The organism is Aminobacterium sp., assembly GCF_034926885.1.
In the GTDB taxonomy this organism is placed as follows: domain Bacteria; phylum Synergistota; class Synergistia; order Synergistales; family Aminobacteriaceae; genus Aminobacterium.
Genome location: NZ_JAYFQR010000032.1, coordinates 1 through 9,970, shown reverse-complemented (window position 1 = coordinate 9,970; position 9,970 = coordinate 1). Strand labels below are relative to the sequence as shown.

Below are 9,970 nucleotides of genomic sequence, written 5' to 3'. Positions count from 1 at the left end.
GTGGAAGGGCCGTCGCTCAACGGATAAAAGCTACCCCGGGGATAACAGGCTGATCCTGCCCGAGAGTTCCTATCGACGGCAGGGTTTGGCACCTCGATGTCGGCTCGTCGCATCCTGGGGCTGAAGCAGGTCCCAAGGGTTGGTCTGTTCGCCCATTAAAGCGGTACGTGAGCTGGGTTTAGAACGTCGTGAGACAGTTCGGTCCCTATCCACCATAGGCGTAGGGTATTTGAGGAGATCTGCTTCTAGTACGAGAGGACCGAAGTGGACGAACCTCTGGTGTACCGGTTGTAGCGCCAGCTGCATAAGCCGGGTAGCTATGTTCGGGTCGGATAACCGCTGAAGGCATCTAAGCGGGAAGCCGCCTCCAAGATGAGATACCCCATTCCGATAGGGAAGTAAGGTGTCCTGAAGACGACAGGATAGATAGGCCGGGAGTGTACGAGTTGTGAGGCTCTTAGCTGACCGGTACTAATACATCGAGGCCTTATTCTCACTTTCTCTTGGTTTTCTTTCCTCGATTTCTGTGTTTAGAGTACGAAAGAATAAAAGTTTGAGATCTCTGGTGGTAATAGCGGAGGGGTCACACCCGGTTCCATGCCGAACCCGGAAGTTAAGCCCTCCAGCGCCGATGGTACTGCAGAGGCTATCTGTGGGAGAGTAGGTCGCCGCCAGAGATCTTTTTTTATCCTTTCATTGTGATCTTCTTCGAAAAAACGTGTTTTTACATCGGCGCTGCGAAGAAATAGGATTAAATATTCATCTTCCCTCTTATTTACAGACTTCCCGACTTTTCCATTCTGAAAGAAATGATTACATATGGTATGGTTTTAGCATCGATTGGATGCGGGTGGTGTTTGTGATCGTTTCTGATTTATCGTGGAATAGATTTTGCATATTTCTTTCTCACATAGAAGAATTTCATGATTTTCTTCAACAAAAAGTTTCTTTTTACAATAAGAAAGCTCCTTTTTTACTTGCTAGACTTCTTTTACAGTACTTTCCCCACAAAGAAGAAGATATTTTTTCTTGCATAAAGGCAGCTACTCATATGCCCGAAGCATACCTTCCTTTATTTCCACCGATAAGTGAATTTAAAGAGTTGTTTCCTTATAAAAGCATGATAGATATGGATATAGTGCCGTTATTATTTTCCTCTGAGGAAAATAAATTGGTTATAGCCCTTTTTGATCCCTTTTTACCTAAAAATATTATTACGAAACTTGATCTTCATAAGTTTGATATTGTTGCTTTTTTAGCACCATTAACCAGAATCCGTACTTCCATTGAACGATTACGTTTTTCTCTGAAACTTAAAGAGAGTTCCTCTCTCTCTTCAAATGACGCAGTAAAGTTTGTTGATTGCATATTACATGAAGCTGTGGAAAAACAAGCTTCTGATATTCATATCGAACAACTTTCCGATTGGAGTCGCGTTAGATTTCGTGTAGATGGTTTCTGTCACACAGAATACGTTTTTTCTTCCTCTTTTCACTCAACGGTGATTTCACGAATAAAAGTCATGTCGTCAATGGATATATCTGATAAAAGGCGACCTCAAGATGGTCGATTTTGTCTTCAAAAAAAACAATCCCCCCTTGATGTAAGAGTCGCTTCTATTCCAACTCTTTATGGCGAAAAGGTAGTTTTACGCCTTTTGGGGTCTTCATATATTCCTACAAATATAGACCAACTCGGACTAAAGGAAGAAGTTATGACCCTTATTTTTAAACTGCTTTCAAAACGTGAAGGACTCCTTCTTGTCACGGGACCAACTGGTAGTGGCAAAACAACAACACTACATGCCTTAATAGATGAAATTGATGCCGATTCATTAAATGTAACTACTATAGAGGATCCTATTGAAAGAACTCATTGGGGAGTAAATCAAATACAAGTTGATGAAAAAGCAGGGCGTAGCTTCAACGTAGTTTTGCGTGCTCTTCTTCGACAAGATCCTGATGTGATACTTGTCGGCGAGATAAGAGATACAGAAACGGCTCACCTTGCTGTGCGAGCGGCACTTACTGGACATTTGGTCTTATCAACCTTGCATACGGAAGATGCTGCAAGTGCCCCCTTGCGCCTTATGGAAATGGGCGTGCCTCCCTTTCTTGTCGTATCGGCACTTAAAGCAGTTATATCTCAACGCCTTGTAAGAAGAGTTTGTCCCCATTGCAAAAATAACGTGGAAAGCAATAAATCTCTAATTGGATGTCCTTCTTGTGGTGGAACAGGTTTTTCAGGCAGAATAGGAGTTTTTGAATGTTTATATGTTTCCAATGCAATTAGAAAACTGCTCTTTCAAGAAACTCCTGTCCAATTTATTCGAGAGCAAGCACATAAAGAAGGAATGGAATCTTTATTAGAAGATGGAATACAGAAGGTCAGAAAAGGTTTGACTACGATGAAAGAAATTGCGTCACTTTCTTCGGATATGCCTATGCCTATGCCTAATGAGGTATTAAATTGACCTTTTCATATACTGCACGCACCTCAACTGGGCAAAAGACAGAAGGTTCATTAAAGGCTGATTCTGAGGAACAGGCTTTAGCCATCCTTCACGAGAGTGGCCTCTTTGTTATTTCTCTCAAAAAGCGAATTCGTTTAGTGATTAAAAAAGAGAAGCGCATTACCCTTTCTCTGACTCATTTATCTCTTTTTTTTAATCATCTTTCTGCAATGCTTTCCATGGGAGGAACTCTTTCTCAAGCTCTTTGCCTCTTAGAGAAAGAGATGGAAGAACCTTTAGTTAGCCGATTAGTAAAGCGTGTAAATGAGAAATTATTGCACGGGTACTCCCTTAGTGAATCCCTTCACCTTTCAGGGAAATGGCCAATAGGGGTTATCTCTATTATCCGTGCCGGTGAAGAAAGTGGAGAATTGCTGACGGTACTTCAACACTTAACTTCCCATTTTAGGTGGAAAAGAACCTTTCAAAAGAGGTTATTCAGTGCCTTTTTTTACCCTGCTTTTGTTGCATTAGTATCTCTTGTTGTAATTAATATCCTTTTTTTTAAAGTCTTGCCGCAATTAGAATCAACACTAAATGATTTGGGAATAGTATTTTCGCCATTATTTTCTATCTCTCTTAAAGTGATAAAAATTATATGCAGCGTTGGTGTTATTGGTGGGGGCGCTATTATTGCAACAATATATTGTATCAATCATATATGCAATGTATCTATAGGAAAAGGTGCATGGCATTGGTTGCTATCAAAAAGCAGAATATGCAGAAACATATCCCTTGCCAGAAGCTTTCAGATGTTAGCTGTGCTTTTAAAATCGGGAATTCCTCTTTTAAAGGCATTAAAACTTGCGGGAGAAATTTCTGGCAATAAAAAAATAAGAGAGAGCTTTTCTATTGTTGCAGAACATATTTCTTTGGGGCATTCTTTGTCTCAAGCACTACTAACTCAAAAAGAGTATTTACCCCCTCTTATTGTCCCTATTTTAGCTCTTTCTGAACGTTCAGGAACATTAATAGAATCTTTAATTCAGATATCTGTTCAACTCAATGAAGATTCACAACAAAACATGAAACGTTTGGAGGTTCTTATAGAGCCTATTTTGATAACATGCCTAGGAGTTTTTCTTCTTATTTTTATCAGTGCATTATTCTTACCATTGTTTAAAACTTTTCAAAATATATCCTTTTAGAAAGGGGAGATATGTGATGAAGTCCTTATCCGCAAAAAGATTGGGCTTTTCGTTAATAGAACTACTTGTCGTTCTTTTAGTGGTCGGGCTTTTGTCTGGTGGAATTATTGTAGCAGCGAGAAAAGCTGTTGTTTCGGCAAAGGCTGTGCGAATTACTTCCGATTTAAATACATTGAAATTAGCCTATCTTATGTATTCAGTGGATTTTGGAGACCACGAAGCGTTACTTTCTGATTTGACTCTTCTTGAACCATATTTAGATTCTCGTATTGATGAAAATCAATATGTAATTTGTACGGAAGATGATTCAATATACATTGGGACAGGGCCGTTTAATAAGAACATATTATTACAGCTTGAGAAGCAAGCTTCAGAGACGGGACTTTATAATTCATCGTCATCCCAGCCACCAGTATCGCCTTATGATCCAGAAAAAGGACCGTGGGTATGGGTAAAGGTGCAATAGGGAAAAAATCATGCGGTGCCTCTTTTATAGAAATAGTTGTGAGCGTGGCTATACTTATCCCTCTTATAGCAGGTATATTGAGCAATTTTTATATATTGAGTAAAGCTCAAGAGAAAAGTAGAAAAGTCTTTATGTCTGGTCTTGCCGTTTTGTACTTAGTTGAAGCAAATGAATCTGCTATGCAATGTAACGGTTTGTATGTCTGCGAGGAGCATTTCCCGAAAGGGGGAGAAGGTTGTGTGAAAATATCTACTTATAATTTAAATGAACTTCATAGAAATAACTGTTTATATGAAATATTCTTTTGGTATTAGTCGCAGGAAAAAGAGAAAAATATTTTCTCATGGGCATACATTTATTGAGGTAATAATAGCTTTATCAATAACTGTTTTTTTCTCAAATTTATTTATGCAGGGAATAGGAAGCGCCGGAAGGATTATTTACAGAATACGAGAAGGATATAGAGTTCAGGTTAAAATTTCCCATGTGTTTTCGTTTATCCTTCCACAAATTCTTAATACTGGATTGGGTATTTCTCCATCAGAAAATTTTACGGAGCTATTTAAAGATATTCCTTCAATTTCTTATTGGAAATCACCGTTACAAATTGTTCCTAATAAGGCAGCGACTTGTATGAGCAAAGATTGGGGAAATGAGTTAAGGTGTCTTTATGCCATACCATCTCGTATACAAGTGGTAGAAGTAGTTCCTTCTCAGCATCGTGTTAAACTCTCTGTTTCCCCTAATAGGAACAAAGTGGAGCCCACCTTTGGAGGAAGGGCTATGAGAACGGAAAATTGGATTATTTTCCCAGGGGCCTCACGTCCCTTTCGAGTTGTAAATCTTTCAGGGAGAATCCTCACACTTGCAGAAGATTCCCAGGATATTCAAACTATTCCTATAGGAAGTTCGCTGCATTTTCTTAGAGCGGCCAGATTTTATGTTAAAAATGGACCTCGAAGGAAGAAAGATGCCCTTTATTTTCATGATGTCACAAAGCAGAGTACTCAACCTGTTATAAATGGTATTTCTAAGATTTTATTTACATATGACCGTCAGAGGAGAGTACTTGAGGTATGTGTAAAAGTTCAAAGCAAGGAAAATCATGGAGTAGAATCTTCGAAGATAAAGACAGGCCTTTATCTTCGAAACATGTAGATCAAAACAAGGGATTTATTTTTATATTCGTCTTACTTTTTTTATCAGTTTTTCTCTTGTTTTTTCCGTTTCTTTTTGAAATCTTAAGCGAGAAATTACAAGTAAATAAAACTTTTGATAGAGGAGTCAGATTACATTGTGCTGCGGTTTCAGGAATAAACCGAGCAATACTTTGGATAGAGGGAAATATTTCCCCTTTATGCAAAGAGCAGCAAAGCTGTAATATCAAACTACCTGCTCATATAGCATCCTTTAATAGTAAAGATGTTCATGTAAAAATTGATCTTTCTATTCTATCGGCTCAATCAATAGAGGGGAAAAAATCAGCTGTCTATCATTTACGTTCAATAGCGTCCGAAAAATCTGTACGTTATGTTGTTGAGTGTATGATCCGTAATTTATTTGACAACGAAAAATGTGAAAAAACATGGTCATTCTATTCTAATAACGATAAATAAGAAGGGATAAATAGTGTTTGTTTCTTTCTTTAAAAAAAAGAAAAGAAAAATGCCATTGAGTGGGTTATATATCGGAAATAATTGGATTCGATATATATCTCTCGGGTGGGAAGGTGGCTATCTTGCTGTGCAAAAGGTATGTAAAAAAACTATTCCGAGAGAAAATTTGCTTTTTAAAACTTTCGATGATTGGGTGACGCGTATAAAGGAAATAAAGAATGAAATGGGGATTCCTCATAACTCTTTGCTCAACTGTGCTTTGCCTATAAGAGAGACATATTTTGAAACATTGAAATTCCCGATTATGCAAAGAAATGAACTTGAAAAATCAATTCGTTGGGAATGTCAAAGGAGATTAAAGAAAAAATGGGAAGATCTGTGTTTTGATAGTTATTGTTATAAAGAGCAAGAAGATTCTTCTGAATCGTTACTTTTGGTCGCTCTGACTTCTAGAAAAACAGTCAGTAAATTTTTAAAAATATTGAAGCGATGTAAATTAGGCGCCTCGTGCCTTGAACCTCCTCAACTTGCACTTCTAAGAGGGCTACAAGGGCCTTATCAAGATGATTATTTACCTCTTTCTGTCTTTTGTCCCAAGGGTAATAACGTAATTAAAATCTACATTTCTCCTGAGGGGGTTATTTCTTCAGAGCTAATTGACTTTGATGAAGAAGGCTTATTGGGAGATGAAAATCCTTATTATTCATTTCCCGAAAACCCCCATTGGTTTTGGGTATCTCATGCATTAAAGGATAAAAAAGCTATTCTCAAAACTTTTTCCACTAATATGAGAGAGCTTCCCCCTTTGCAGAATATGTGGAGTTTAGACGACAAGGGCCAATCTATCGTCGGATATGAAATAGCTTTAGGTTTAGCGTTGAGGGATTTTTTGTGCACATCAAATTAGATCTTCTTCAGTCACATTCTCGAAATGGTAAAACGTCGCTTTATACAACGTTTAAACGTTGGGGGTTTTTGAGCTTTTTTCTTTTGTTTATAGTCACAGGGACTTTTGCTGCTTATAACTTCCATCGAGATGTTACTGAGTTCGATAAAGCGATATTGCTCAAGAGAAAGAGAATAAGAAATTTGTCGACTCTCCATAACAAATTAGAGCAGGAACAGCTTGAACTGAGAGAAAAATGTATATCAATTTTAAGTTTGATGCGAAGAGATCCCTTCCATTATTCTTATATTTTGGATTACCTTCTTTGTTCTATTCCTGATAGTGTTACCTTAGATTCCATTACTTTTACTGATAGCAAACTTTTACTTATTGGAGAGGGAAAAGTCGACGAAATTCTTAATTGGCGTAATGATATGTCTGCAGAATTCAGATATATAAAAATAGAGATTCCGTATTTTTCAAAAAAAGAAAAGATGCATTCTTTTAAAATGAAGTTTTTATTAATGGCAAAGGAAGAAAAATCATGAAAAAAGAAAGTTTGCTCCAGTTTATATTCTTTTCGTGCATAGTTTTGTTTTCTTTGTATATGTCTATTTCCTTAAGAACTCTTTACAGTCAGCTACTGGAAAAACATGATATGTATCTGAAATATTCTAATGAGGAAAAAATGATAAAACAAAGTATTGCTTTTTTACTCCAAGATAACAAACAATTCGAAAAAATATACTCTATATTAAATAAAAGCAGTTTGATTGAATATACAACAAATAAAAATCAAATCCCATTGGCATGGATTTCAAAAATAATAAAGGATTGTAGTTTCTTGGCTTGTGATGTTATACAAAATTCAGATGGAAAAAAGATAAAAGTTAGACTGGAAGGTCTCTATTCTGATTGTGTTTATTTTTTAAAAAGATGTGAAGAAAATAGATGCCCCTACTTTATTGTGTCTGGAGAATTAAAATCCAAAAAGAATTGTACGGTATTGCAAGTTTACTTGAAAGAACGTAGAGGTGAAGCCGTTCATGGATAAATCATTACCCATTTTTGTAAAGAGCTTTCTTTCTCTTTTTTGGGGAATTGCCATTTGTATTTTATTTTATAACGTAAAGTTTTGGTTGCCGTCTTATTATCAGAGATCTATCAAAGAACAATCTTCGTGTGCTATTCCCGCAGAAGATAGCGTCAATTGTCATTCATATAATCAACGATTGATCCAAAAAATAAATAGTGTTCTTCAAAAAAAAAGAGAGGGAGAAAACTGCGCCCATCAACTTTTTCCTACTCATCGTAGAAAAACTCCCTTTTTAAAACAGGAATATTCATATGTGGAAAAACAAGGTTCACAAAAAACTACCCAGGAAACATTTACTATTTCTGGATGTCTTGAAGGAGCTAAGGGCACTTTTTATCTTGTTGATCATGTTGATGAAATGAAAGGAATTATGCTCGAAAAAGAAACGTTATTATCGAATTTTTCAAAACTTAACATAGAAGAATTACGTGATGATAAGAAGAGCTTAAAAGGGACACGAAATGATTAGAAGAAGCCCATTTTTCCGTGTCAGAAAGAAGTTTTTTTTAATATTTGTTATAAGTTTCTTTATATTAAATTCTGAAAGTTACGGTGCAGAAATATCTGTCATGAGAGGCCTTTCTGTTCAACAAGTTGGATCTCAAAATCTGTATATACGCGTATCGGGAGAAAACCTACCGTGTCCAAAGATAGCGGAGGAACATCCGAACATGACAGTGTTGCTTTGGAAACAGGTTACTCTTCCGTCTTCGCAGTGGAAACGTATGTACAATTTCCCCCTTCTTTCTTCCATCAAAGCACAGCAAAAGGGAAATGATATAGAGATGACGATAGTTCATTCCAACGATCTATCTCTTTCTTGGAAAAGTAAAATAAATCAACAGCTGCCTCAAAGAATTCTTATGCTTAAGAAGCGAAACGATAATCAGATGTACGATGATAATAAGCCCCAAAAAGGAAAAAATAAACTTACATCGGATCCTGTTTCTATTTCCCTCCGTAGAGCTCTTTTATCCGATGTTTTTAGACTTTTTGCCGAGTATTGGAATTTAAATTTAATTGTAGATGATTCAGTACCTGAAAAAGAAATAACATTAGTTTTAGAAGATATACCTGCTATGGAAGCTTTTTCTTATTTATTAAAGTCGCATAATTTACGATTTGCTATGTTAGGTGAAAAGACACTTTTTATAGGCACAACGGAGCATCTAGAGAATATTTTCAGGACAAAAAATACTGAACGTTTCAGATTGGCTTATAGTAACGTAAAAGATGTGGCAAAAATTTTAAAACAAGCAACAGGCATTAAGAAAATTATAGAAGATAAACGTCTTAATACTCTCTATATCACAGGAGATAGTGAACAATTGGAGAGCGTGAAGCATTATATAGATCTTATAGATCGGCCAGGAAATCAGGTAATGATAGAAGCACGGATAGTGGAAGTATCAGATAGAGCATCGGAAGAAGTTGCTTCTTGCCTTGATTCTATCTATAAAAATTGGATGCTTACATATAATGGCAAGGGGAGCCTTGGACAAATAAGATATAGTAAAAGTTCTGGGAAACAGCTTGCGGACGAAGATCCTCCACTTTCCGGCGCCGTTAAAAAGTTGGATGCACTTTTTACCATGCTTGAAAAAGATGAGCGCGGCCATGTTTTAGCCAAACCTTCTGTAATAACTGTAGAAGGAACACGTGCTCGTATACGTCTTGTTCAAAAGTATCCATATGTTTCGACTCGTGATGAAGCAGGAAATCCCACATATATTTCAGAAGAAGTTGGTCCCCAATTGGAAATAACACCTTTTGTAGGAAGGGATGGAGTTATAACAATCAAATTAGCAATACAAACAGGAGAGGTTATTTCGTGGAGGGAAGGGGCCAGGGGAGAGTTATACCCTGAAACGAGTACAAGAGAAGTTGAGACGCATGTTCGTATTCGTGATGGAGAACCTTTTGTTATCGGTGGGCTGTTTAAGGAGCAGAAAAGGAAAAACCATTACAAGTTCCCTGTTTTAGGAGATATCCCAATTCTGAAGTCGATATTTTCGTCTCAATATGTTGAAAGGGATCGAAATGAAGTCGTAATTGTTGTTGTTCCATATATTCTTTCATTTCCGCAATGAGTCACCGGAACAACTTTCTGTAAGGGGCCATAGTTTGCTTCCTGATAACGTGATAAAGTGAATGGCGGGAATCCCAGTCCGTATGATTGGCTCCCGCCAATTCAAAGATAAATGGGCTCACCCTGTCCAATAGTAGTGGCGGAATGGAAGTTGCGG

11 protein-coding genes and 2 rRNA genes are annotated in these 9,970 nt (G+C 37.1%); all 13 read left to right on the top strand.

Annotated elements, in window-relative coordinates; genetic code table 11:
* Positions 1-495: ribosomal RNA gene (locus VB083_RS11115) — 23S ribosomal RNA — on the top strand; the annotation flags it as partial.
* 66 nt (positions 496-561) lie between these two features.
* Positions 562-677: ribosomal RNA gene (gene rrf, locus VB083_RS11110) — 5S ribosomal RNA — on the top strand.
* A gap of 182 nt (positions 678-859) precedes the next feature.
* Entirely contained in the window at positions 860-2,473 is a 1,614-nt protein-coding gene (locus tag VB083_RS11105) for a GspE/PulE family protein (protein ID WP_213691759.1), read from the top strand.
* Positions 2,470-3,660, top strand: a complete 1,191-nt coding sequence (locus tag VB083_RS11100) for a type II secretion system F family protein (protein ID WP_323402057.1) — start codon at positions 2,470-2,472, stop codon at positions 3,658-3,660. Before VB083_RS11105 ends, VB083_RS11100 begins: the two co-directional genes overlap by 4 nt.
* Positions 3,661-3,676: 16 nt before the next feature.
* The gene (locus VB083_RS11095) at positions 3,677-4,126 is read left to right on the top strand and encodes a prepilin-type N-terminal cleavage/methylation domain-containing protein (RefSeq protein ID WP_213691761.1); all 450 of its coding nucleotides are present in this window, start codon (positions 3,677-3,679) and stop codon (positions 4,124-4,126) included.
* Complete coding sequence (locus VB083_RS11090) at positions 4,108-4,440, top strand: hypothetical protein (protein ID WP_213691762.1); 333 nt, start codon at positions 4,108-4,110, stop codon at positions 4,438-4,440. Before VB083_RS11095 ends, VB083_RS11090 begins: the two co-directional genes overlap by 19 nt.
* A gap of 469 nt (positions 4,441-4,909) precedes the next feature.
* Positions 4,910-5,284, top strand: a complete 375-nt coding sequence (locus tag VB083_RS11085; RefSeq protein ID WP_323402056.1) for a hypothetical protein — start codon at positions 4,910-4,912, stop codon at positions 5,282-5,284.
* Positions 5,203-5,742, top strand: coding sequence for a hypothetical protein (locus VB083_RS11080; protein ID WP_213691764.1), 540 nt, complete (start codon positions 5,203-5,205; stop codon positions 5,740-5,742). The genes VB083_RS11085 and VB083_RS11080 overlap by 82 nt, the downstream gene beginning before the upstream one ends.
* 127 nt (positions 5,743-5,869) lie before the next feature.
* Positions 5,870-6,649: a hypothetical protein gene (locus VB083_RS11075; RefSeq protein ID WP_213695924.1), complete on the top strand. Its 780-nt coding sequence runs from the start codon at positions 5,870-5,872 to the stop codon at positions 6,647-6,649.
* Complete coding sequence (locus VB083_RS11070) at positions 6,634-7,176, top strand: hypothetical protein (protein ID WP_323402055.1); 543 nt, start codon at positions 6,634-6,636, stop codon at positions 7,174-7,176. The genes VB083_RS11075 and VB083_RS11070 overlap by 16 nt, the downstream gene beginning before the upstream one ends.
* Entirely contained in the window at positions 7,173-7,682 is a 510-nt protein-coding gene (locus VB083_RS11065) for a hypothetical protein (protein ID WP_213691767.1), read from the top strand. The genes VB083_RS11070 and VB083_RS11065 overlap by 4 nt, the downstream gene beginning before the upstream one ends.
* On the top strand, positions 7,675-8,193 hold the full coding sequence (locus VB083_RS11060) for a hypothetical protein (protein ID WP_213701858.1): 519 nt from the start codon (positions 7,675-7,677) through the stop codon (positions 8,191-8,193). Before VB083_RS11065 ends, VB083_RS11060 begins: the two co-directional genes overlap by 8 nt.
* A 202-nt stretch (positions 8,194-8,395) precedes the next feature.
* Positions 8,396-9,814, top strand: a complete 1,419-nt coding sequence (locus tag VB083_RS11055) for a type II secretion system protein GspD (protein ID WP_213695927.1) — start codon at positions 8,396-8,398, stop codon at positions 9,812-9,814.
* Positions 9,815-9,970 lie beyond the last annotated feature (156 nt).

Excerpts from the sequence above, each read along its gene's own strand:
- VB083_RS11095 (WP_213691761.1), top strand. The coding sequence starts at position 3,677 with ATGAAGTCCTTATCCGCAAAAAGATTGGGCTTTTCGTTAATAGAACTA.
- VB083_RS11090 (WP_213691762.1), top strand. The coding sequence starts at position 4,108 with ATGGGTAAAGGTGCAATAGGGAAAAAATCATGCGGTGCCTCTTTTATA.
- VB083_RS11085 (WP_323402056.1), top strand. The coding sequence starts at position 4,910 with ATGAGAACGGAAAATTGGATTATTTTCCCAGGGGCCTCACGTCCCTTT.
- VB083_RS11080 (WP_213691764.1), top strand. The coding sequence starts at position 5,203 with ATGTGTAAAAGTTCAAAGCAAGGAAAATCATGGAGTAGAATCTTCGAA.
- VB083_RS11065 (WP_213691767.1), top strand. The coding sequence starts at position 7,173 with ATGAAAAAAGAAAGTTTGCTCCAGTTTATATTCTTTTCGTGCATAGTT.
- VB083_RS11060 (WP_213701858.1), top strand. The coding sequence starts at position 7,675 with ATGGATAAATCATTACCCATTTTTGTAAAGAGCTTTCTTTCTCTTTTT.
- VB083_RS11055 (WP_213695927.1), top strand. The coding sequence starts at position 8,396 with ATGACAGTGTTGCTTTGGAAACAGGTTACTCTTCCGTCTTCGCAGTGG.